The following is a 23600-nucleotide window of genomic DNA, read 5'->3' as shown; positions in this document are numbered from 1 at the left end:
TGAAAGATACGGCCATCAAGTCATTTCATTAGTGGAAAAAACAAAGGGCAATCCCGAATTTATTGACGTAAACTCAATTCAAAATGCGAAATCAATTTCACAAAGTAGCTATTGTAATATTTTCATTTTTAGCACAACTTTTAACGCTAAATATCGCTACAGCACAGTGGACTAATCACTACTCCAAGCTCGATGACTTTGGGCACCATGTTTATTTAGAGGAGCATGAGCTTCCTGTCCTGGCCTACGGGCCAACTGACCCTGCGCCTGCACCTGATGGTATCCATCTGGCTTTTGCTGCACGAGGTTGGATTTGGAATCTGAACCTAGAGACGAAGACCGCAGTCAGATTGACCCAAGGCCCGGGAATTGATTCCCGACCACGCTGGTCACCAAGCGGCGAAAAGCTCGCTTTCGTTCGTGATGAAGGAAGCAATACTGCAATCATTGTACTGGAACTAGCAAGCGGAACTGAAACGAGGATTGACACAGAAGCAATCGAGTTAGACCCGGAGTTTTCTGCGGATGGTGAATTACTATATTACTCGTCAGGCATTAGCGGATCGATTAACCTTCGGCAAAATAATCTTGCTACAGGGGAGGACAAGCAACTCACAGATTTGGCTCAAGTGGAAAGAAACTCCCGTAGCTTGGCAAAGAGTAATAGCATGATTTACCTTCATGGACGTGGTGCTAATAGGGTACTTCGAATCAGGGACTTTGAGTCTGGGATTGACTCTATTGCGCTTACCCAGACCTTGGTTTACCACTTGACGGCTGATGCTCACCCTATTCAACGTCTGATTGTATACAGCGCACCCATAGACAACGCCTACCATCTCTGGACTATGGACCTTGACAACCCAAGGGTTCATCATCGAATTACCGAAGGTGATCCATTTGCCATTAATCCAGCATTCAGCGCTGATGGGAATACTATCTATTTCACAGAACTAGATGAAAATCGTCAATATCGCCTTATGCAAATTCCTACCTATGGAGGCAGCCCTAAGGAAGTGAGGATTTCTAATTGGGAACTAGGAGAAGCCAGCGGTATCCTGAGTATTAAGATGAGCGATGAAGTGGGGAAACCCATCACTGCGCGCGTCTCTATAGCTAGAGAAGATGGATATCCAGTTGCTTTTCACGAGGACGCTACCTACGTCGATCCGCAAACCGGGCGTCATTATTTTTATTTGGAAGCTGAATCTCAGTTTAGCCTTCCTGTTGGGAATTATACAGTGACAGCAGTGCAGGGGCCAATGACACAAAAAGTAGAGTCGAAGGTTTTCGTAGGGGAAAATAAAGTTTCTGAAGTCAAACTCTCCCTCACGCCAATTTGGAATGCCAGTGCTGCAGGATACGTATCCGCGGATCACCACGTGCATTTAAACGGCGATGGTCATCTGCCATCCACCCATCAAAATGCACTTCGCAATTTAGCTGGAGAGGATCTCGATTTAGTTGCACCTATGTCTTGGAATCGCTGGGAAAGAAGGGTTGATGCCCCACTCGTAGGAGTGGAAACTTCCGAGAATGGTCGAATTGTAACCCAAAGTCAAGAGGTTCGATCTCACTTTCATGGTCATGTGAGCTTACTTGGTGTCGAACAACCTTATGCACCTTGGTTTTGGGGACCAAATAATCCAACTCTTGGCGACCCTGATCGGAGCAATGGAGAAGTGATCGACTATGCTGACCGGACTGGGGCATTTACCACCTATGTGCATCCTATCTCGATAGATTCAGATCCCTTCGAGCAACTTGATCAAGGTCCCATTCCAATCGAACTTATCTCTGATGCCGTATTAGCCAACCGAATCGGTCTGGAAATGGTCTGCGCTTGGACCAGCCCTTTGGGAAATAGTCAGGTCTGGTATCGTCTGCTTAACATAGGAAGGCCTGTTGCGGCGATGTCCGGAACAGACATGTGGTTTGATTTCCATCGCACCATGGCGGTAGGCACAGGCCGAAACTATGTCCGTCTAGAAGGAGCTGAACTAAGCTCTGAAGCAGTACTTGAAGCTGCCATGGCCGGCAGAGGATTTGTGACGACAGGCCCGGCATTGCTTTTTGAATTGGATGAAGATGCAAAACCAGGTGATGTTGTATCTAGTGGTCAGCATGAATGGCAAGCCACTTTGGCTGGAACCAATGACATCGACGTAGTGGAGCTTGTGGTTAATGGAATCGTTGTTGAAAAGTTAACTGGAATCAAGGCTGGAGAAACGCGAACATTCAAAGGGCAAGTAACCCTGCCTGGTGGGGGCTGGGTTGCAATGCGCGCCTATGCAAGTAAGCCTCTTAAAGATTCATGGCCTATTATGCATGCCAGGCCATTTGCCCATAGTTCTCCAATATGGATCGAGGCAGTTGGTAGTACAGATTCCGACTCCCGCAAGGCTGCTGCAGCGGATCTCATTCAGGCGATTGACGCATCAGAAAAAATAGCAAGAAGAGCTTATGGTTCTGTTGAAATGAATCGAATGATGAGCCGATTTGAAGAAGCGAGGAATAGATTGAGGGAAATGATGAAGTAAATAGGAATTTTAGATACTTCGCATACCAAAGGACTTTTGCGATACCCTAGCATTTTACAAAAACATGATGAGAGTGATTTGCCCCCAAAAAAGTTAGACACTTTCTGGAGGCAAGCCCTCGGTTTGTTTTTTTGATGAATGATTCTGCGCTTTTACAAGCTTACAGTTCCATTAGCAACTTCACTTGCCAAGATCAAAGCATTATATAAGTTGGCAATCTTGCCGGATTTTGAGATTTCTGAAAAGGACTTTTCAGCTCCTTCTGCTCCGCCAACTTGCACTTTTACCGAAGGTGAAATTCCTGATTCCATTATGACTTGCTTTACTTCCACAGCAGTTAGCTCTGGGAAGTAAGACCGAATCATTGCTGCCAAACCTGTCACAGCCGGAGCTGCCATAGATGTTCCCCCTTGGAATTCATAGGAATCATCGGGCATAGTGGAATAAATCTGATCTCCAGGGGCGAAGATATCCACATTCTCTTTTCCATAATTTGAAAAAACTGCAATCATATCCGCTCCAAAATATTGAGTCAAAGCACCTACTGTCAGGTAGTTGCTGGCAAAATTAGCTTCAACTCCATTTGGAAGATCATTGGGGAAGTTTTGATTCTCAGGAGAGTCCAAATCAATCCCGTCATTTCCTGCAGCATGTACAAATAGTACATCTTTGGAAGCTGCGTAGTTTAATGCCTCATATACCCACTCAGAATTTGGAGAAAAACCCTTTCCAAAGCTTGCGTTGATCACTTTAGCGCCATTATCAGCGGCATAGCGAATGGCCAAAGCAATATCTTTGTCATATTCATCACCATTTGGAACAGCTCTGATCGCCATGATTTTTACATTACTGGCGACACCATCCACTCCCTTTTTGTTATTTCGGGTCGCAGCAATAATTCCTGATACATGCGAACCATGGCTTTCGTCAGGGTCTATGTTATTTGGATTCCCATTGCCATAGCCTTGATCGGAATAGTCGTAAGGATCATCTCCCACAGGAATTCTACCATTGAAATCCACATTCATATTGTAGTTCACCTGCGCCTCATAGTACTTGATGCCCTCTTGAAGATCTTTGATTGCAGCTGGAATTTCCTCGCCCATGGTCATCACCTGCATGAGCATGCCTACTATACTTTCTTCTTGGGTGTTTTTTGGTTTGTATTGCTGCAGATCAGCCAGTGAATATTCTTCCTTTCCCAAGGCATTTTGGATGTTTTTATCTGCCATGGTCACCATTGCTTCGATCTGCTTGAGTTGCGGAAGTGCAGCTTGAGCTTCAGGGAGCTTTTCATACAGCTTTTTCTTAGCGGCTTCCTGATATGCTTCATCACCGATTTTTAGGCGAAGGATTCTGGCCATTTCCATTTGCTCATTATAAGATTCGCCAAGGAAATTATATCCGTGAATGTCATCTATATAGCCATTGCCGTCATTGTCGATGCCGTCTCCAGGCTTCTCGCCAGCATTGGTCCAAAGCACGTCTTTGATATCTTCGTGATCCAAGTCAATTCCAGAATCAATCACGGCTACGATGACTCCTTCGCCCTTTTTCTTTTTCAGTAGCTCGGAATAGGCACGGTCCACGCTCATGCCCGGAATGGTGTCTTTTTGAAGATCTAGATGTCCCCAGTGTTTGGATTGCTGATCTGATAGCTCGGCTACTTTGGGGCTGGTGTTTGTGTAATTGATAGGAGGGGCTGTCAATACTAATGAGGAATTACATCCCATCACTAGCAGTCCGATGCCCAGCCCTGCCAAAATTTGAATCTTGCTTTTAATCATAGTTAAAAGTAACGCTCACTTTTAAAAGAGAGCTTAAAAATGAGTGTTAAAAATCGTGAAGTATGGGTTGTTTTACTTGAGCGGATGATTTGGGATAGTCGTTGGACTTTTTTTCTCCTATCAGATTATTCCTTCTTTTTCAATTCCTCTACCTTCATTTTCGCATGTCCATTATTCGGATTCAGAGAAAGTGATTTTTCATATTTTGCAATGGCTTTCGAAGTGTCGCCAACTAATTCATATGCTTCTCCCAAACTATCAAATGCATTGTAGGAGGCAGGATAATTTTCTGTATTTAAAATAAAGAATTCTAGAGCCTGAGACTTTTCCGCTTCGTCTCTGCTTTGAAGTTTACTGTAGCCAATTCGATTCACTAGGTTTTCCGGAGGAGCAAAAGTCCAGGATAAACGATTCGAAATATCCTTAAAATGCTTTGTGAGTTGCTCCTTGTTCTCCACATCCCGATAAGGAATTCCATATCCTTCAAAAATGCTGGTGATGCCATTGTGAAAAGCAATCATGGGAACGGAACTATGATCCTCATTCTCGAAGTATTCCAATTTGGCAGGAAACTCTCCCTCGCATTGACTGTTTAGTGATTCAAACAATCGCACATGTCGGTCCCGGTTTCTGATATTCCTTTTCCCCCAATTCGCTGTTGCGAAATAGATGTATCGATTAAATGATTGAGGGCTTACTGCCTTCAATTTTTTGTCCATCGTTTCGGCATCCCAGGAGCCAAAACTTGGATCAATAGCAATAAATGAATTGAAAATTGTATTTTCTTTCATGTAAGTATGAGTAGCGAGTAGGCCGCCAAGGGAATGTCCAGAAAGGATCCGGTACGGTTCTGTTCTATACTCTTGATCCAGCTTGGGAATCAACTCTTTCTCTAGAAAAGCCAAGAAATTATCTCCACCTCCAAAATCATTCTCCCGTGCCGTGACGATTTTATCGGGAGTGAAATCGCGGGTTCGACTAACATTTTGAATCCCGACAACAATCATCTCTGGTATCTTTCCAATTCTCCCCATATAATTGACCATTCCGGTAATCGGATGAAAAAAACTGCTTCCATCCAGAACGATCAATAGTGGATACTTTTTGTAGGTCGATTCTTCACTGCCATAAGATTCGGGAAGGCTAATCCAAAACTCCCTTTCTTCATCCAAAATAATGGAGTAGAGTTGATGTTTGGCGCCAATTTCAATAGTGCTTTTATCTTGAGATTTTGCTTGCCCGATTCCAAAAATGAAGAGGATCAGTAGGAGGTGATATTTATGCATGGTTCTATTTTATTCAATCAAAAACTTCCAGTCCAAGCCATGAAGAACGGAAACAAAATTATTTTAGGTCTTATCCTTTACGTGTTTTTGGATTAGGAAGGTTGGGTAAGATTGAAAAAAGAGCAATCTCTGTTAGCAGGCATTTCCTATACCCTCTTCATGTCACGATAGCGGGCATTAATTAACAAAAATATGCCATACATCATCATGCCTATAGCAACCACTGATAAAGCGATAGTTCCGAATTCGTCTTGAAGAAAACTAAAGGCGTCCTTGGTGCCTCTAATTTCTTCAAAACTGTATGAAAAGGCGGCTCTGTATGTCAAAAATGCGATCACTCCTATGACTATTCCTCTTGCCGTATGGCCAATTTTCCCAAGGGTAACCATCAAGTTTTGAATTTTAGGATCCAAATTTTGAGCTTTAATTCTCTTTTTGTACAAATTGGTGTAGGCAATGACCATTTGAAAAATGGCTCTTCCTAGAAAGACTGTGGCTATAATTAGTACAATGGCTTGCCCGGCTGGCTTGCTTAAGGCAATTGCAATTAAAGATTCCTGTCCGCCTCCATATCCGCCCCCAGAACCAATAAGAATTTCAATAGCCGAAAAGGCCATAAGACCATAAAAAACACCACTTGAAAAGAACCCTAACCGGTTTCCTATTCCTTTAAGATCTTTCCCTTCCTTGTCAGGATCCATAATGGCCTGATAAAGACGCCAGAATACATAAGCGACTAGTCCTGCAGCGGTTATCCCGAGTAAAATAGTTCCAAGCCTGTTATTCTGGAGAAACTTCAGCGCATCATTGCTCCCTGATTTGGAACCCCCGGAACCGATAGTAGCCATAAAAGTGAGAGCCCCAATTAAGGTGTACACAAAACCTTTGGTGGCAATCCCAAAACGCGCAATATTCTCTTTGTTAAAATCCATTCTTAATTCAAAAATTGCCTTGGTTTGGCAGAAATGCTAATCGAATCAATTTAGAGGATTTTGAAGAGTTTCTGTGCTTTGGGGAATAAAATGGGATTGGATTACAAATTCAAATTGATGTTTTGCATAAAACACTAACCGGAGTTTCACTATCTAATTGGATCTGAATCAGTTTTCAACTTTATCCACATTAATTTTCTCAATCTCTAAAGGTTGATACTTGACGTAATATTCCTCATAACCAGCAATTATAGGACTTATTTTAATCTCATTAGTTGTAGCCAAAAAATCAAACATCAACTCATTAAATTGATAATTGATATACCATGCGTCGTTAAACCTACCTGTGACATTGGTCATTACTTTTTTATTTCTATAAGCACCAGGTTTTAATTGAACGGTCACCCGATACCGTTTACCCATTTCGGGTCTAAATCGTAAAACCAAGAATCTCATTTCAGGCAGAAATCCTGGCCTGCCACTATGGAACCTTGGATAGTATTTGTTTTCCGGATGTACATCTATGGTTGTTTGGTCGGATCTATACCATCCGAAATATTCAGCCACAAACATATCCTTATCTTTCATTTTCTGAGGCGTGATTTCCCAGGATTCGTTGGGCTTCAGGTTTATTAAATCATTCCTGTTTACTCTAAGCGCCGGTATACTTGCGATTCCCTTTGGATCAAGCTTTTTCAATTGTGCATTCGAAATTCGATTTGACGGCGTAACCTGAATATCAATAGGTTTTATTTTCAGATTTTTGCTACTGAGATTTCCAATGTTTCCAAACTGTTTCTTTGACATAATAAGCTTGTTTAAAAATGGATAAAAATATTTCTGGAATTTGGGTTAAAGCCATCAAAATCATCCTGATTCTTAGTGTCAACCTATTCAGGCTTTCTGAACCCTTCGAAATACTGTAAATTGACTTTCTTAAATCATTGCCTTCACTATTTCTTGAAATGACTAAAAGTGTAGCCTCAAAAGTGGAGTTGGCAAATCCTTATTCTGTTAGGATACAATTATTTCGAAAATTCCTGTCTAATTAAGATAGCCTATTTTTTCCGTTGATGCAACTGTTTGACAACTTAAAAAACTTGCTATACTATTGGTAATCAGTAGATTTAATAAAATTAAAGCTTGAGCCAAATAGTATCTCACTTGATGCAAATAGAGTCTCGCGCGATTCTTTTACCTTCAATATGGTAGTGAGACGGCAGGGAGGGTTAGAAATTACTAATTCCATAAAATAGAAAGGTGTAGTTACAAATTCCACCTAGTGGGGGAGTACTAGCGTTTGCCTCACTCTCATGAACGAAATTACTGGCAGCTTTATATTATTTATCACCTGTTTTCACTGTTTCTCATAAAATCAAAAGCCCCTTTTCTGAGTTGTATACCATACTCCAAATATGCTTTCATGCAGGCAAGGAAATTTGCCCATCCCCCAGAATTGTCTAAAGCCCATTTCAGGTTATCCTCTGTCAACTCCTTCCCGTTTTCGTTGACTCTGACTATCGTGCTGTTGTCTGGTAGTTTTTCCAATGTAATTTTCACCACTGTTTCAGGGTCCCAAACGAAAGAAATTGAGCGATTCGTTTCCACGCGTATATCTGTTATTGGGAATTTGTCTGGAAACTCTGGGAATTTCCAAATCAATTCACTTCCAGAATCAAGCCTTCCACTACTTTCCGAAATGAAATAGTTAGTCATTTGGGTTGGATTCACAATTCCTTCAAAAACTTCTTCAATTGGTTTTTGTATCTGTATAGTTGCATTAGACTCTAATCTCATATTGTATGTCTAATATTTGGTTAAGCCAGACGGTATGCGGGCCGGCGAAGTGATGTAATATAAAGAAAGTAAAGGTGCAAATAGGCTCCTTACTTTGATGAGGTTCAGATAGGAATAGATAATTCCTACTACAATATTTTAAAATAAATTCAATTCAAGTGGGATTTATTTGGTATAACACAACACCTGAAATAATCGGTAAATGGATAGTCGTGTATTTATTGAACAATTCTTTTGGTAGGATTGAGCATTTCTAGCCTTTTTTTAGTAATACCAATTTGTGAAAGGTAATTTGTGATTCTTTGGTTGTTTTTAACCCTTTCAAGAATTTTTCCAGCTGTTACTGGACCTACACCACTCAGGGCTTGTAAAGCTGAAAGTGCAGCGGCATCATTCGATGCACTGATAACAGTAGCAGTTAAATTGAAATCTGTTCTAGCAACACCGTCTGTTCTATAGTGAGAAAGTTGGCCATAAGAAATATCATTTGGTATAGGAACTACTACATTCTGTATCGAGCCATCATCTTGAATAAGATCTATCGAGCATTCAAGACTAGTAGGAACCATCATTTCAGCTTCTAGAATATTGGCTATTTGGGATAAATCTTCACTTTGGTTTAATCCTGTAGGCCATGTATCATCTTCAGGGTCTCTTATTTGTGAAACCCAAGGCGAAATGGATCTACCGTAAACTGCCCTTACTGAAAAATTTGAGGCTTGCTTTTTATCATCGTTTACATGCTCTTTAGCTCGGCTTTCAAATCTCCTTTCATGATCTGCATTTGCATTTTGGAATAGTGGAGTAAGGTTCTGCCAATCATTTCCAGGCCCTCCTAAATGCCAGCTTAACAAGTGGCCTCTGATATAAAATGCTCGGCTGCCTTGTTTTCTGGCATTAATGATTCTGTAATTAGTTGTAAACAAACTACTATTTGCCTCTGTCCCTTCCACATGTCCGTCTGCTAGCGAATCGACCCTAGCTAAAGAGCCAAAGTCGCCAAACATTGGTCCATAGACTGCGGGAGTGTTGTTGCCAGACGAAGGGATTGGAGCATTTTGAGTCAAGACAACCAACTCATTGAAAAGCGCTGCAATTCTTTCATTTTTGGCTGATTCTTCATCTGGCCCCACACTTCGTGCCTGCTCCGTGGATATTTCCTGCGCCTTAGCCCTCAGAGGAGCAATTGAGGTGGTAGGGATATTCGGGTTTGCTTCAAGTTCTGTAACCCATGTCAAATAATTTATTGGAGTAGAAGCAATTTTTAGTGTTGCGTTATTTCCTTCTCCTTCAAAATACATTTCATGTCTATGACCATCTCTAGTGGAAAGCTCCCTTCTATTGCTCCACCAATTTGTCACTGCATCAATTGCATTCCTCCCCGCCTGTAAAATCGCTCCCCCAACACTTATTGCCCTATCAATCAACCAATCAATCGCGGCATTTACCCGATCTCTTAGACCGCCGATCATTTCAGCTATTCTCGCTCCCAGACCTCTCAGTCCTACCTGATTTGCCAAGAAGCCGATGGCCACTGGAATTGCCCTAGCAAGAGCAGCCTCAAGGAAGTTAGCTGCATCAGCGATATTTCCACGAGCGATATTCGCTACTCCGGCCACGAAGGAATTGACGATTTCCAACATTTCCCTTAGCTTCTCAATAAAGGATTGTATGGCTCTATAGAATGCTATAAAACTGTTGACAACTGCCATAATTCCCGTAGGATCAAGCATAGATAGCAGTCGAGTGGTGACCTGAGTAATGATCTGCGTAACCACCCAGTTTTGCACCTGCTCCAGCACCATAGTCCATAGGTTGCTCAATTGCTCCTGCACATATTCCCAGATCGCAATCGGTCCACGCTCCCACACATCTTTGATGAAAGTCCAAATACCAGTCAGCGTATCGATAGCTCCACGGATCTGAGCAACCCGCTCTGGGCCAAGTTTCATTTCCAGTCTTTCCCAGACGTTGTCCATGGTCAGTCCTAGCACATCCAAGACAAATCCTAGGATGCTTTCAAAGGTCAAATCAGCTGGCGGATTGATCCCGGCAGATGCTAATTCCCCGAATAACCAATCTCTCAAGCCACCCAAAAGGTGTGTGAGAATATTGTCAAAGAACTGTACAAAACCTTGTTTGACAGCACCAAGTAAATTTTTCAGAAAGCCGATCGGATCCCGCTTGATATCAGCAAAAGCACTTTGGGCATTTGCTATTATCTGCTGAATGGTATCAATAGGAAAATTCATCACCACCAGCAGCACTTCGATCAGGATCTGGACTATGGTGACCACAAAGGCAAAAAGTCGCTGAACCGGGGCAGCCAGAGTCTCCACGATTCTCAAGAATGCATCTATAGGATGAAAAACGTCTTGTATAGAAAAGCTATTCCAAAGCCCAAGGAAAAGACCTGTTATATAAGCCCAAGTGAAATTTAGTGTAGCTACGGCATCATCAATTCTGGTAGCTGTTTGTTCAATCGCTCCAGTTTCCTGCATCTGCTGGAACTGTGCTTCGCCGCCAGGCATGAGGCTCATAAATCCACGAATCAAATTGACCGTAGTTCTCGGTACCACTTCTTCCGTAAATGGATCTTTTTCGAGAATTACAGTAAGCAAATGAAAGCCTTGTTGCTCTCTGGCATAGGCTGATAATTGAGCCAAAAGAGCTGTTTTGATAAACTCCAGAACTTTGATTGCTACATTGGCTGCGAAAGTAAAAACACGGGTAGTGAACGGGGTGAAAATGGCTACGGTCCTTTGAAAAGCAGCAATTGGATTTCGCAGATCTTCCAGTGAAAATGCATCCCATGCCGTTTCGAAAAGTCCTCTTACTTCCTCAAAGCTAAAATTAAGCGCAGCCAATTCTGCATCTATCCAATCAGCAGTTTCCTGAATGGTCCCCTCAGCCTGCATACGTTCAAGCTCTTCTTCTTTACCAATCAGGCGTAGGAAGTCTTCGATTTTTTCTGCTGTGGTAGAAACGACTTCTTCTCCGGTGAGCGGGTCGTGCCCTAGTAATTTGGTGAGTAATGGATAACCAGGAAAGGCCTCTGCCAAAGCACGTAAGCCAGCCATTAAAGCCTCCTTGATCAATGTAAAAATCTGGTCTTTTACCCTACCGGCAAAAGTGACTATGTCTAGATAGAGCTGCCCAAATGTTTCATCTAAAATCCGGATATTCCCATCCCAACCCTCGGTAATCCCCATCCTATCCCAAGCTTCTTCTAAGGTATCTCCAAGTCTACTGGAAGTAAGATTGAGAGAGGACATTTCTCCCTGAACCCAGGTAAATGCATCGTTAATAATCCCCAGCTCCGTCAACTTGTTGAAAAGGAGCATTCCGAATACTGGAATCAAACCGAGAAGTCCACCGAGTAGATTTGGACCATTTCTCTCCACACTTCGTCCAGCAATAGGGTCATATCCTATGATCACTGTCAATAGTGAATAACCTGGAATATAACTGGCAAATCTTGCCAACCCCTCTCTTACTGCCCATGGCAAACGCTGGACCTGTGGTTCAGTCGAACTTATTTGTTGGATAGGCATTCTCTGTATTGGTGCAGCTCCCTGTTGCACGGTATGCGTCAATTCATGAGCTAAAAGATGCTTGCCCTCGCTTGATTCCGGCTGATATTTCCCTTCATTGAAATAGACATCATTTCCATGAGTAAATGCCTGAGCCCCTAGCGCATTACTCATTCCAACTGCCTGAGAATCCGTGTGAATGCTGACTCCACTAAAATCCGCTCCAATCTTACTTCCCATTTCCGCTTGAACTGGTGCTGGAAGTGCCTGGCCTGAACCTTTGCTTTGGGTGATTTGTGAAGATACCTTTGGTGAAACTGTAGGTGTACCATCCGGAGAAAGTTGGATAGATTCTTCCTCTTCGTTCTGTCTTTGGATTGTTTTGGAAAAGTCCGGACAGAGTTGGACGGTATCTTCTTCCTCCTCCATAGAGCTCAGTTGAAGAATAGAAGAGCTTTCAGTATAAGGCATCATTTGCAGCGTTTCTTCCTCCTCCTCTGCTTTCATTTGAAAAGCTGCCTCAGAAGTTGGTGACGGACTCATCGCTAATGCAGGTGCTGCATTGGAAGGAGCCATCACCACATGATTGGCTACTGATTCTGCTTCCTGCTCGTATTTGTCTCCGGGTCGACCAATTTTTAAGCTTGGCTGAATCGTATGTCTTCCTTCACCATTACTCAATGGCATAGGCATAGGCTTACGTTCAGCGAGTGCTCCCATATTATTTTTTTACTTCAGCTTTCATAGGAGAGGCAGCAGCTAATGGTGTCATTGGCTCCTGTTCCTCTTCCACAGGCGTCATTTTCACTTCAGGTTTCTGGTCCTTCTCCTTCTCTTTCTCGGCTACTACTACCACCACATCTTCCTGATCCTTGTCTTGATCCTGCTTTTTTCTGACTTTCTTCCTCATATTGTCCTCCCCATTTTATGATATTCTCTTCTGACTCCCTCTTTGATATCCCCAAGCTTTACTTGGGCACTTTCCTGATCCAATGCCATTAAAAGACTATGCTGAATAACCTGAATGATGGATCCACCAGAAAGCTCATATGTTCTAGCTATATCCTGCAAATCAATTCGATCTTCCAGTTCTACATTGGAAGGAAACCCTTTCTTCCAGAGTTTTTTTCGTTCTTCTGGCTGAGGCATAGGGAAAAATACTGAGGCTTGAAATCTCCTCATAAAGGCTTCATCCAAGTTATTTTTAAGGTTTGTGGCCAAAATCACCATACCATCGTAATCCTCAATTCGCTGGAGTAAGTAAGAAACCTCCTGGTTTGCATAGCGGTCATGCGCATCGGATACAGAAGTCCTTTTTCCAAAAAGAGCATCAGCCTCATCGAAAAATAGAATCCATCCCTTTCGCTCCGCCCGATCAAAAATCTTCGCAAGATTTTTTTCAGTTTCGCCGATATACTTTGATACCATTCGCGAGAGATCGATTCGGTAAACATCCAATCCCAGTTTTTGTCCAAGTAGCGTTGTAGTCAGCGTTTTTCCTGTTCCAGGAGGTCCATAGAAAAGCGCCTTGAAACCGGGCTTTAGTTTCTTATGCATGCCCCATTCTTGAAGCAATTTATCCTTGTGCTTAAGCCAGATTTCAATCTCCCGAAGCTCCTCTTCAGTATGTGGATTGAGCACGAGGTCATCCCAGCTCATTTCTGTTTCCAATAATTGCGCAGGAAAATCTGCACTGAAATCAGGCTTACGAACAGTACCACTAGTTATTTCTTGAAGTGTATCTCGGGAGATAGTCAGGGTTCCATTCAGGTAGGGATCATCAGGATCCGTATCACTGAGCTTTAAATGACCTTCTTTGAAAAGTGTGGTTTCTTGACTGAGCAAGCCGAGGTATTTGAATCGCTTTGCGAGGTCGCTTCCAGCTAGGATAAAAAGAACAGTCTCGCCTGTGGGGATAAAACCGTTGTGGTTTTTGCCTTTTCTACCGCCGAATTCCGTGAAAATCTGCTGGGTCAACTGATTTTTTCCCATAAACATATCCAGCATCTGAGGCTTGATATGAGGGACAGCTGCCAAAATCAACAAGAATCTTTCCTCTGCAGATAGATTTATTCGCTGAATAAGCCTGGCATATGAGCCAGACTCCTTTTCAAAAGTTGGAGCGGGAATTTCTAAGACGTCCCGAATACTCGAACCAGAATTGGCATTCATTGCCGATCGAGCTTTCAGAAGTGTCTGAAGCCAGTCTAGCTCTGCCTGAACTACCTCCGCATTATTTGGGTTCGATTTTACCATTCTACAGCTATTAATTCATCCATCCAGGGCAGCTTGATCATCCCGATAGTCCAAGGCAGGCGATCCAACAATAGATCGAAAGGCATTCGTTGGATTTGAAGTTGATAACCCTTGCTAACTCTCCTAAGTGATCCTTCCCGTTGAAAAAATCCCTCAGAAACCATTTTTCCGGAGCGGCTTTTTAAAGCTGTCCATTGTTCCGCCATACTATTAAGAAGAGAAGTGATTTCTTCTTTTTCAGACAAAGTGATTTTGGGAAGTAAACCTAGCGCCGATGCAGGCGGTATTCCGCATAGAAGTTTGTTAAGAATCAAATCTGTCTCGTCATATTCCTGATCTGTTCCAAGCATTTCCTGCAGAATCACTACTGCCCTCAATTGAGCTTGATCAGAAATGAATTTACCTTTCTTCACCAAGCCTAGATTTTCGAAAAATCGAGGAAGAAAAGCTGCAGTCAAAACCAGACCTGCATTGTTGATAACTATCATCTCGTCTAACCCCGGTGCTTTGCTGTCCGCTACATTTTTCTCTTGGAGTTTTAACTCTTCCAGCTCTTTTTTGGCTGTGCATAACTCCTTTTCAGGAAAAGATTCCATGCTTAAGTTTTCCACAACATTTTTCCAAAATGGAGAAGTAGATGTGAGAAATTTCTCTGGTTTTGAAAAGTCAATTTTCTTATTTCTAATCAAATCGCGTGATTCTGGGCCTATTTCGCTGCTCGATGAGACAGATTTATTTCTGCTGATTTGAATGATGAAAAAACTCAGGAAAATCAAAAATTGCACTGTTTCAAAAGCTTTCTTTTTGTTCTGCGCTGTCAAAGAAACAAATCCATTTTTGATTAAAGAAGTGAGGGCAGTCTTTCTTCCAAACAGCGCAAACAAGACAACAGCCCTGAGCCAAAATCGAATTTCAGCTTTCTTGAGGGTTGAATTAGAAAGCAGTAATTCGAGGAATTTTATTACTAGTTTGAACTCTTGTTTAGTAGGTCCTGAGCCACTTTGAAATAGACTTTCCAGTTGTTTTTCAGTAAGAAGAATGGACAGCCTTTTTGTTGCAGCCAAGGAAATAGGAGTTTCCTTCAACCATGATTTGAGTAAGGAATGATTTCCATTCAGTACTTGATTGAAAAGCGATTGAATAGATTTTTTGCCTATTGATGAAGTCCACCAAGGAAGTCTCCCGTGAATAAGGTAAAAAGTGATTTTTTCCCAGTCCGAATGACTTTTATATGAACCAAGATCTTCGCGCTTGAAATTAGAAGTAGATGTTGGATCGGCTAAAATTCCTTTTTCCAAATAGATTTTCCTGAGCTGATCTTCCAGGACATCTCTTAGCCTATCTCGCATCATTTTTTCGGGCAGATCAGCAGGAAACTTTCCTAAGTCAAGTACTAATTTTTCTATTCTGAGTGACCAACTCTTGGGGCTATACTCATCGAAAACCTGCTCCATCAAGGGAACCAAGACATTCTTATAGCGTTCCTGAAGCAAGTCTTGCCCAGCTAAAGCAGTTTCCTTACTCTGAAAGTTTGCTTCTATAAGTTGCCGATGGATCAAGTGAGACGCCATTATTTACCTAAGATTTTCCCGATTAATACACTTTTGTTGTCTGCGGTACTGGTGGAAATAGACTTTTCTTTGAGAATATTGATCAAGGTGTCTTTCTTCAGAAGTGTGAGATCCTTTTCTGTCAAGGCTGAATCTGTGATTGCCGCCCTGTAAGTTTCATCCAAGACTGTTTTATCGGCAGTTGGGATGTAACTGACCTTTTTTGAGTCCAAAATCACCTTGATTTCTTCAGCTGTTAATATCTCGGAGGAGACTGTTCCCACAATTACCCGTTGAGCTCCGCAATTAATATTTTGGTATTCTTCGATTCTGTTCTCATACAGTTTTGGACTGATTGTAGCTGGGTCAATCCCTACACTTTCCAAAATCATTTTTTGAATATCTGTAGAATTTGCGGTCGTTTCCCGAAGTTCCGTGGAGGTAAAGCCAGCGGTTGATCTCAGGCTTTCCAAAAGATTAGTGATCACTTCAGGAAGGTTTCCCGACGGATTGGTTAATTGCCGACTTCTTGCTAAGGTTCGGATAAAATTCTCTGGCCATTTAGAAATGATTGAATGGGAATAGCACTCCCTAGCAGGTTTAGGACTTGGGACCATAGTCACATCTGCTACTTCTTGGCTACAGATTTCCACTTCTTGATTTTCAAATCCATCAAATTCAAATAGTAAAGTCTGTCCAGGAGTTTGGAATTGGATTTCATAGAGACCTTCCCCATTAGTTGAAGTGACTATATCTTGCCCAACCACGGTCACTCGTACTTTGGATAGCACATTTCCATCTACACCTCTCACCACACCTTTTACACCAAGCGATGTGCATTCTGGAGTTACTATTCCACCACAATTCTTACCTTGATAATCAAGTATAGCTTGTTCCTGCTCCTGATAGGTCATCCGATCAGTTAGAAGACCTAGACAGCTTAGCAACTGACTTCTTGATTGCTCATCCTTAAGCACACTGGATCTTATCTCATCATTAGAGAAACCTTTTGTTTCACTAAGGCTCTTGAGCAATAAGTCTACGGCTCTGGAATCAGACTCATTTGCCGAATCAATTTCACGTACTTTCAAAGTCTCCCTAACTCGATCAATACCCCAACAAGTCAATACGTCTGTAGAATAGCATCCTTGTTCAGCCTTAACTAAAATGCTGACTTTTCCCTGATCAGATTGGTTTGTTTTGGTGTCCCGCAAGACATATTGGAAACTGTCAATTCCGGTAAATCCAGCCGCTGAAGTGTATCGGAAAACATTCGATTCGGGATCTTTTTCTACTTTTCCATTTTGAGCCGTGGAGGATCCTGAGGCTAATACCACATAGCTCCTGCCCGAAACTAAGGCATCATTGAGTGTGATCTCCAACCTAATAGGCTGCTCAGTATAAGCAATAGCATAATCTGGCCTAGCGAACGGAGGTAAAGAGAACCCTTGCTCTCCACATGCATCCAAGCATGGCGAGCATTCACAACAGTAATATGGTAGGCTGAAGTCACCGATAATCCGCTCTTGCTTTGGATCATGAAGTAAGAAGAATGTCCCAGCCTTCAGCACTCCTGCTTCATGGGTAAGCCCATTGTGTTTTTTGAGGTAAGTTGAAAATTGATTTGCCTTGACAAGCTGTTGAATCCGATTTTCACAACTGGTGTAGATTCGCTGGAGCTTGGTAAAGAAAAATAAGTCCAATATCCTGTATAGAATTGGTGAAAGACGCATCAAAATACCGTTGTAGAAATCCAATTCTTTAGTGTTTTCGGGATCTGCTTTTATCTGGTTTAGCAGACCAGATTCCAGCAAAGCAAAATCAATCAAGTACTGAAGGAGTTTTTTATAGGTGTTTTGAAAGCTCGTCCACACCAAATCTTTGAGACATTCTGGCAAGGCATTAGTCATCCCAACAAGTAAATCCAAGACATCTGAGGCCTTTTGATAAAACTCATTTGAAGTGACATCCTCTTCCTCCATATCTTCAGCATATTCCGTCACGTAGTCAAAAAGTTGCTTCAATTCCATAATCATCCCAAGCATAAAATACCGCTGGAATGCATACTCTTCCTGAAGGTCTTTCCATCCGCAATCTTCTATAAATTCAGCTTTTCCTGATTCACCCAAATGAAGGGTTTCCACATGAATCGGAAGGTTGAATTGTAAAATGAGCTTATTCAAATAGTTAAGAGTGCTATTTAAAGGTTTTCCTAGGTGGCCTTCAATTCGAAGAAAAGGATAAGATTCTAAATCAAAGAATAGGGGCGTTTCAATCGGATTTTTAGCCTCTGTAGCTTCCTCATCAGGTTGGTTATCATAAGATTGAACAGCAGTTCGCCCTATATTTATCATTTGTAAGTTCCCCGGATCTACCCAACAATTTTCCAGAGAAAACCAAGTTGAAATAGCACCTTTGGATTTGATGTCGTAATAATATGGAAGCGCACGATTTCCCAAAAGCCCTTGTTTTTCAAAGGAAGGAGTAATTTTGATGGGAAATTTATCAGTGTCAGCTTTTTTAAATAAACCTGTTTCAAGCTTTTCAATCAATAAAATTACCCGTCTATGTCGCTGAATACAGGTTTCTGCAAGCAATTTCTGCTGATTGAATATGGGTGGCTGAACGAAACCATGACGATATTTTAGGAATTGGTCATGTGTTTCTGAGCTAGTTTTTGCCCGACCGAGCATCAAATGAAGTGGGAAAAGTGAGCTATCAGTCACACAATTGTACCAAAGCTCAACTGCGGAAGCGCGGAATTCTCCATATGCTTTCAGAAGTTCCTTGGCGAAATCCCAGAGGTACTGAATGCCTTGAATTTCTGCTGGGTTTCCTTCTACAAAAGATGAAATAGTAGAGATCTTGTTTTGTATCGTAGCGTTCTCCAGCGGATTTGAAAAGTTGTAACCCTTACTGAGAATAGGTTCAAAAATGGAATATGAAAGTGAAAGCGCTTCGAAAAATTCCTTGCTTAATGCTTGGGATATATAGTTTTGATAGTGTTTTACAAAGGCTTCATATTCATTTGATTCAGGATTTTCCGGGTAAAACAGCGGAGTTTGCGGGAAAAATTCTGGAAGGTCTAGTGCATTTCTAAACGGTCCACGAACGTTGGAAGATTTGGTCAGAATTTTATCCAAATCCGCTCCGCTTACAACAAGCCTTCTCAGCGTAAGTAATCGATCCTGACCTCGATCGTCGCAAGCATTCCCAAGGCAGGATTTTAGGTCTTTGTCAAAGATTTCCAGGAAAACGAGGACATATTTATCATTTAGAAAATTGGCGGGATTGGTTAGTTTTTTTACGCCAGTGTTGTCAGTAGGAACTTCTGTAAGGAGTTCAAAAAGTGATACTTCATGATCAACATCTTTGAATGGCTTGTAAACCACGCCTTCTGGTAAGGAATATGGGCGATAATGTGTCGCATTGAAAGTACCTCCTTGGATCAAAAAGCCCTCGGATGTGATTCCTAATCCCTTTGTAATCTGCAGACCTTGGGGAAAGGGCTGAACTTGCATTCCGCAAACTACCCCAATACCAATGAGCTTTGATCGGGTGAGCCGGCCTTGCTGATCCAAGTAGGCTGAGAGCTGGTTGAGCTGAGTACTGGTCAGTACCTGGCTACCTTCAAAAATCGGATAAGTTGAAATGATCTGGCTCATAATCGTCGTGGTTAAAATTCTCCCAGTGATGAGGAGTTGAGAATGATGGAGTTTTCCAAATTGTCATCCTCGTCACAGTCGTGAAGAGTGCCTACAGGATAGACATTTCGGATTTGCGCCAAGGCATCAATTAGCCCTGCGAGTGTTTCAGAAAGCTTTTTGGGCTCCTGAGTTGATTTTAGCGTTTCGAGTAGCCAGAGTTTCCAGGCCAATTCCAACGCTTTCATATGGCTAGGACTAATCCAGCAAATGGTCAAAAACACATGTGCTGGCGTCTCTCTTTTTATCTTTTTCTCTAGGAATCTCCTGAAGTCTGTATTGGTAAATCGACCTGCCCAGTAAGGCAAAATCACATGCGCCATGCAGGTATAAGGATCATCTAGTGTGCAGACGCATTCTTCTTCAGAGTGCGGATCAAGTAGTTTATCTTCTAGGATTTCATTGACAAATCCGCCAAGTCCGTCGGCCACTTTATATTTTCCTTTTACTTTTGGTCGGAGCAAAATATGCTCAATCAGGTGTGTTCCTTCATGTGAGAAAAACTCCTTCACGAAAAATTGCTGTACTTTTTGAATGGCTTTCATTTCCGCTCCCCCAAGAATTCTAAAAGAGTCTCCAGTCACAGATTTTACTTCAAACTGTCTACTGAATATCACGAATCCACCGGGTTGCTCTTCGGCATTTTCAGGATATTCAACCAAGTCTGGTCTTGGCTTTTTCTTGGTAATCAAAATCGTGTTTCCATCCTCTTCTCTGATTTGATGGATGGAATAGTAAATCAAATGCTCGGTTTCGCCTTGCATAAATTGAACTTCAATGTCCCCGAAGTCTTCAAAAAGTGCGGCGTGTAGCCCTGCTATTTTAATTTCATGGGCTTCAACATCGAGTCCAATAACCTCAAAAGCCCGTTCGAAATGAATCTGATCATACTTCTGAGGCGTTTGATTGGCTTTAAGTTGAATATATGGTCCAATCGCTGTGGCTTCTGTGAAGTTCAATTCTATTGGCTCAAATCCAGCTTGAACCAGCCAAGCATCTCCCCAATCTTCATTTAAAATAGCGAGAGCCAAAGGATTATTGAAGTTGGATTCCACACTTTTGGCAAGTATACCACCGCGAATAGGATCGGTTAATGAGAATCTGTAAGGTGCAGAATAAGGCGCAGGGTCAGTGACATAAGCAGCTTCCATCACCCCTGCTGTACAAATCTGCCAAATCAACTCTTCCAGCCTTTCTTCCGCTAGATCTTGAAGCTCTGGCTCTGAAGTAGCATCAGGGACTTCTACTTCCAAAGTTCCTTCGATCAATTTCGTTCCGGCACCAAAAGGAGCGTCAAAAAGTGCGTATTCCAACGTGTATTTTGGAGGAGCGGGAGCCAAGCTAACCGTAATCTCAGCCTGCCAAAATGCATCTAAAGCAAGACTTAAATTCTTCCGGTTTGCTAGGGGGTTGTTAAGGAATTCTTCGCGAAGGATTTCCCTCACCTCTGAAAGAGCAAGGTCTGCATCACCTCCTTCAGTATCATCTCCAAAATCTTCTTTTATGCTTGAACCTACAGTTTTTCCTTCCCAAAGTAATTCAAATGAGAAGCCCGAATCCTCTGCTGTAATCTGATAATTTTCTTTGCTTGCTCCGATCAATAGAGCTATTTCCAATGCCAAAGCAGCTTCTTCTTTACTAGGGAAAACTGCTTCTAATTCAAATAGAACTACATCTGAAGAATCTTTTACTTGAACTTTCCAGTTACCTGAACTTTCCACAAATTCAAACGCAGGTGAGAATCGGAGCCAGGAAGCAGATTTTTCTCTAATTCCCATCAAACCTTGAATCCGGTTTTCCAGGCCAGACAAGTTTTCCCGATGCCAAAAATGATCTCCGATTTTGTAGTCAAATCCTTTTCCTCGCTCAGAGGAGATTTCCGGATAGTTATTGAGAAAAGCCATTTTATCCTCAATCAATCTTGCTTGGCCCTCGGCAGGATTCAGCCTTAAAGCAAGCAAGCCGTAGTCGGTAAATTTCTCAGCAAAACGGGCTAGTAGGTGATCTAGGAAGCGATTTCTTCTAATTTGAAAGCCCTCGACAGACTCAGTAATTTCTTTAACAGTAGGCTCAAGAGCAACTAAATCCTTCCAAAGTTCTGCTCCATCAGGTGTTAGATTTTCTAAGCTCTGGGAAAAATAGGTCGCATCAATGGTTGGGTTTCCAAATTCATCGGTACTATTATCTATGGAAAATAGGTGTCTGGTATTGGCAAGTTGACTCAAGTAATTCACCAGCATCTGCTCAAAAACCATCAAATAAGCCTTCAATTGCTGCACTTGAGGCAGATTCGGCCTCCCTTGGGATTTTGGAAGCATACCAGCTTCTGTGATACCGTAGACCAGGGGAAAGTCATTTTGGATGGAATTGTAAGCTCCAGGATTTCTGAAATTTCCTTGAGGTAAGTCGAAATCCATTTTAGGATAATAGATCTTTTGCTTGCGTTCGCCAGCTTTATATTCTTGCAGCAAATCCTCGACCTTCTCCCGATTTGCCCGGAATGGCAATTCTTCCTTGTAGTAAGTGATTTTAGACAGTTCGGTATTTAGTCTTGGGACGTAATACTCATCCACTGCTAATTCCAGGCACCATCTTACACTTTTAGATGGAATAGATCCGCTGGCATTATCCTGTGGTTTGTTCGCTATTTGGATACTTTTCACTGCCTTCACACCTGGAATGTCCATAATTATATGGATCAGATCCGTTACATGAATGCTGGATCTTCGGTCGGCTTTAGCTAGTTCTCCTTCATCTATAAAGCCATGTTTTAGGAGTGGTCCTTCGAAAAGTTTTTCTGTTGGGACGCACTGAGATTCCTTCCAATTTCCCAGAAATACTTGATCGTCATCCATCAAAACCGGTGAGGGGAAATTTGGACTAAGTAGGATTTCGCAGAGTTTACTGTTTTTTGGATCTGTTCTCACCTCAAGCGCCTCATAGATACCTACGTTTCCACCAGAGCCGATTATACTTAAGCTGGACTTTGGTTTTGGATAGTCTGAGGTCGGTATTTCAATCCAGATTTTAGCCGGATTTTGCTGGATCTTGGTTATCGGCAATGCTTCATCTTTGCAACGATTGAGCATTTCTTCCAAGTTGAAAAAATTTACCTGGGGAGAAAGAAAGGCACCTATTGCCTGAAAAATTAGTGCTTCTGTTTCATTAATCGGAGCATTTGGAGACAGTTCTATGTCTGCGCAAACCAAGATTTCCTCCACTCTCAATGCATGAAAATCCACAAAATCCTCACATAGGTTTCTATGCGCATGCAAACTCCCTTTTGCCTTCCCGAGAATTTGTCTGATTTTGGCTACTTTTTTCAGGTAAAATGCCAAGATACCCTCAGGACTGTCGAAAGTGAAATTATTTACCTGATTGCTCAAAGTCCCTAGTCCCTCAAGAGGATCAAGTCCCTCAGCCACTAGTTTGCTTCCTTTTAATTCTATGAGATTGCTCGGGCTGAGATCGAATTCAAGCGTAATTCCATCCGGTACATTTTGGAATTGAATAGAGATCGCATGCACATTCTTGCGAATGCTTACCGGATCTTTCCAGTCGACTTTGGCATCATCCCATCTTGGGAATTCTATTTGAATATCGATGACCACACCCTCCAAATCTGGATGTTCCTCGACTTCTATTTCCATGCTGATCTTGTTCTCGTTGAGATCTCCAAGATTCTCGCAAGAGTCAAACTCAAGCAATACATCGTACAATATCCCAAGCTGAAGAGCTTCTTCGGTTGGTGGGAAAGGCTTGTAGGCTAAGGTTTTTTCCTTCCGATCAGGATAAATAGCAATTTCATTGCTCTCACGAATGATAATCCAGGCATTTTTGATTCCAGCACGCGGGCATTCCAGGTCATCTTCATCGACGACTTCCACGTCCATCAAAAATTTCCGATAATCATTTATCGTGACAGGTGTGGAGGGAAGAATCTCGGAAGCTGAGAAAAATTGGTTTTTCAAACTGCCAGATTCATCTGCCAGTAAATCCTGAATAGGGAAATTACTTCGGTAGCCCAAGTCTGTAATCGCATAGCAAAGTACCTCAAGGATGGTGATGCCGGGATCATGACTGTTGTAGTCAGTCCATATTTTTCCTCCCACGCGTTGGATATAGCTGATTGCTTCTGTGCGCAGCAGCTCATAATCCATGCTTTTGTTGGTTGGTTTTGCTTTCGATATGGTTATTGACTGTTCCATTTTTTCA

The 23600-nt window shown here is 42.1% G+C and carries 12 protein-coding genes; 1 reads left to right on the top strand and 11 read right to left on the bottom strand.

Going from position 1 to position 23600, the window contains the following annotated elements:
• The first annotated feature begins 83 nt into the window (after positions 1 to 83).
• The gene (locus tag ACPUEN_RS13875) at positions 84 to 2540 is read left to right on the top strand and encodes a CehA/McbA family metallohydrolase (protein ID WP_425636496.1); all 2457 of its coding nucleotides are present in this window, start codon (positions 84 to 86) and stop codon (positions 2538 to 2540) included.
• Between the two features lie 152 nt (positions 2541 to 2692).
• On the opposite strand, the gene ACPUEN_RS13870 is transcribed toward ACPUEN_RS13875, so the two are convergent.
• The 11 genes from ACPUEN_RS13870 to ACPUEN_RS13820 form a co-directional block, all read right to left on the bottom strand.
• The gene (locus ACPUEN_RS13870) at positions 2693 to 4327 is read right to left on the bottom strand and encodes a S8 family peptidase (RefSeq protein ID WP_425636495.1); all 1635 of its coding nucleotides are present in this window, start codon (positions 4325 to 4327) and stop codon (positions 2693 to 2695) included.
• Between the two features lie 125 nt (positions 4328 to 4452).
• Positions 4453 to 5613 carry an alpha/beta hydrolase-fold protein gene (locus tag ACPUEN_RS13865; RefSeq protein WP_425636494.1) on the bottom strand — a complete coding sequence of 387 codons (1161 nt, stop codon included), beginning with the start codon at positions 5611 to 5613 and terminating at the stop codon, positions 4453 to 4455.
• 146 nt (positions 5614 to 5759) lie between these two features.
• Entirely contained in the window at positions 5760 to 6545 is a 786-nt protein-coding gene (locus tag ACPUEN_RS13860) for a DUF1206 domain-containing protein (protein WP_425636493.1), read from the bottom strand.
• Positions 6546 to 6713: 168 nt separating this feature from the next.
• A complete protein-coding gene (locus tag ACPUEN_RS13855) occupies positions 6714 to 7352 on the bottom strand; it encodes a hypothetical protein (RefSeq protein ID WP_425636492.1) in 639 nt (212 codons plus the stop codon).
• A 540-nt stretch (positions 7353 to 7892) separates the two neighbouring features.
• Positions 7893 to 8342, bottom strand: a complete 450-nt coding sequence (locus ACPUEN_RS13850; RefSeq protein WP_425636491.1) for an SRPBCC domain-containing protein — start codon at positions 8340 to 8342, stop codon at positions 7893 to 7895.
• A gap of 218 nt (positions 8343 to 8560) precedes the next feature.
• On the bottom strand, positions 8561 to 12595 hold the full coding sequence (locus ACPUEN_RS13845; protein ID WP_425636490.1) for an eCIS core domain-containing protein: 4035 nt from the start codon (positions 12593 to 12595) through the stop codon (positions 8561 to 8563).
• 1 nt (position 12596) lies between these two features.
• Positions 12597 to 12785: a hypothetical protein gene (locus tag ACPUEN_RS13840; protein WP_339869891.1), complete on the bottom strand. Its 189-nt coding sequence runs from the start codon at positions 12783 to 12785 to the stop codon at positions 12597 to 12599.
• A complete protein-coding gene (locus ACPUEN_RS13835; RefSeq protein WP_425636489.1) occupies positions 12782 to 14131 on the bottom strand; it encodes an ATP-binding protein in 1350 nt (449 codons plus the stop codon). Before ACPUEN_RS13835 ends, ACPUEN_RS13840 begins: the two co-directional genes overlap by 4 nt.
• Positions 14125 to 15702 carry a contractile injection system tape measure protein gene (locus tag ACPUEN_RS13830; RefSeq protein ID WP_425636488.1) on the bottom strand — a complete coding sequence of 526 codons (1578 nt, stop codon included), beginning with the start codon at positions 15700 to 15702 and terminating at the stop codon, positions 14125 to 14127. Before ACPUEN_RS13830 ends, ACPUEN_RS13835 begins: the two co-directional genes overlap by 7 nt.
• Complete coding sequence (locus ACPUEN_RS13825) at positions 15702 to 19346, bottom strand: Ig-like domain-containing protein (RefSeq protein ID WP_425636487.1); 3645 nt, start codon at positions 19344 to 19346, stop codon at positions 15702 to 15704. Before ACPUEN_RS13825 ends, ACPUEN_RS13830 begins: the two co-directional genes overlap by 1 nt.
• 11 nt (positions 19347 to 19357) lie before the next feature.
• Positions 19358 to 23593 carry a hypothetical protein gene (locus ACPUEN_RS13820; RefSeq protein ID WP_425636486.1) on the bottom strand — a complete coding sequence of 1412 codons (4236 nt, stop codon included), beginning with the start codon at positions 23591 to 23593 and terminating at the stop codon, positions 19358 to 19360.
• Between the last annotated feature and the right edge of the window lie 7 nt (positions 23594 to 23600).

It is taken from the genome of Algoriphagus yeomjeoni (assembly GCF_049821175.1).
Classification (GTDB): Bacteria; Bacteroidota; Bacteroidia; order Cytophagales; family Cyclobacteriaceae; genus Algoriphagus; species Algoriphagus yeomjeoni_A.
This window is presented reverse-complemented; position numbering and strand designations above follow the sequence as displayed.

Coding starts and splice junctions, on each gene's coding strand:
- ACPUEN_RS13875 (WP_425636496.1), top strand. CDS start 84: ATGCGAAATCAATTTCACAAAGTAGCTATTGTAATATTTTCATTTTTA.
- ACPUEN_RS13870 (WP_425636495.1), bottom strand. CDS start 4,327: ATGATTAAAAGCAAGATTCAAATTTTGGCAGGGCTGGGCATCGGACTG.
- ACPUEN_RS13865 (WP_425636494.1), bottom strand. CDS start 5,613: ATGCATAAATATCACCTCCTACTGATCCTCTTCATTTTTGGAATCGGG.
- ACPUEN_RS13860 (WP_425636493.1), bottom strand. CDS start 6,545: ATGGATTTTAACAAAGAGAATATTGCGCGTTTTGGGATTGCCACCAAA.
- ACPUEN_RS13855 (WP_425636492.1), bottom strand. CDS start 7,352: ATGTCAAAGAAACAGTTTGGAAACATTGGAAATCTCAGTAGCAAAAAT.
- ACPUEN_RS13850 (WP_425636491.1), bottom strand. CDS start 8,342: ATGAGATTAGAGTCTAATGCAACTATACAGATACAAAAACCAATTGAA.
- ACPUEN_RS13845 (WP_425636490.1), bottom strand. CDS start 12,595: ATGGGAGCACTCGCTGAACGTAAGCCTATGCCTATGCCATTGAGTAAT.
- ACPUEN_RS13840 (WP_339869891.1), bottom strand. CDS start 12,785: ATGAGGAAGAAAGTCAGAAAAAAGCAGGATCAAGACAAGGATCAGGAA.
- ACPUEN_RS13835 (WP_425636489.1), bottom strand. CDS start 14,131: ATGGTAAAATCGAACCCAAATAATGCGGAGGTAGTTCAGGCAGAGCTA.
- ACPUEN_RS13830 (WP_425636488.1), bottom strand. CDS start 15,702: ATGGCGTCTCACTTGATCCATCGGCAACTTATAGAAGCAAACTTTCAG.
- ACPUEN_RS13825 (WP_425636487.1), bottom strand. CDS start 19,346: ATGAGCCAGATCATTTCAACTTATCCGATTTTTGAAGGTAGCCAGGTA.
- ACPUEN_RS13820 (WP_425636486.1), bottom strand. CDS start 23,593: ATGGAACAGTCAATAACCATATCGAAAGCAAAACCAACCAACAAAAGC.